At 48.1% G+C, this 632-nt stretch carries 1 protein-coding gene; it reads left to right on the top strand.

From position 1 onward, the window contains the following. Positions 1-632 (top strand): helix-turn-helix domain-containing protein (locus AAC855_RS21200; RefSeq protein WP_340612114.1); only part of this gene is annotated, 632 nt, incomplete at both ends.

The raw sequence follows: 632 nt of genomic DNA, 5'->3' as shown, positions 1-632 counted from the left end.
TGGGCGTATCACGAGACACGTTTTACCGTTATCAAGAATTGGTTGAAGCCGGTGGTATTGATGCCCTTATCAACCACAGTAGAAGAACACCCAACCTCAAAAACAGGGTCGCTCCAGAAACAGAGCAAGCGGTGGTCAAATATGCGATTGATTACCCAGCATACGGACAAGTAAGAACCAGTAACGAGCTGCGTAAAATCGGGATATTTGTCTCTCCCAGCGGGGTGCGTTCTATTTGGCTCAGGCACGATCTTGAAAACTTTAAAAAGCGCTTACGGGCGCTCGAAAAGCACGTGGCTGAGACGGGAATTATCTTGACAGAAGCCCAAGTGGTAGCTCTGGAGAGAAAGAAGCAGGATGATGAGGTCTGCGGTGAAATCGATACTGTCCATCCTGGCTATCTGGGGTCTCAAGATACGTTCTATGTGGGGACGTTGAAAGGCGTAGGTCGGATTTACCAGCAGACGTTTGTCGATACCTACAGTAAGGTGGCGTTTGCCAAACTCTATACGGCCAAGACACCGATTACGGCGGCAGATATACTGAATGACAAAGTGCTGCCGTTCTTTGAATCGCATCAATTACCGATGCTAAGAATTTTGACAGATAGGGGTACAGAATATTGCGGGCGT

This window comes from Xenorhabdus bharatensis, from assembly GCF_037996705.1.
Lineage (GTDB): Bacteria > Pseudomonadota > Gammaproteobacteria > Enterobacterales > Enterobacteriaceae > Xenorhabdus > Xenorhabdus bharatensis.
Note: the sequence above shows the minus strand (reverse complement) of the source record. Positions and strands in the feature narration are given on the sequence as shown.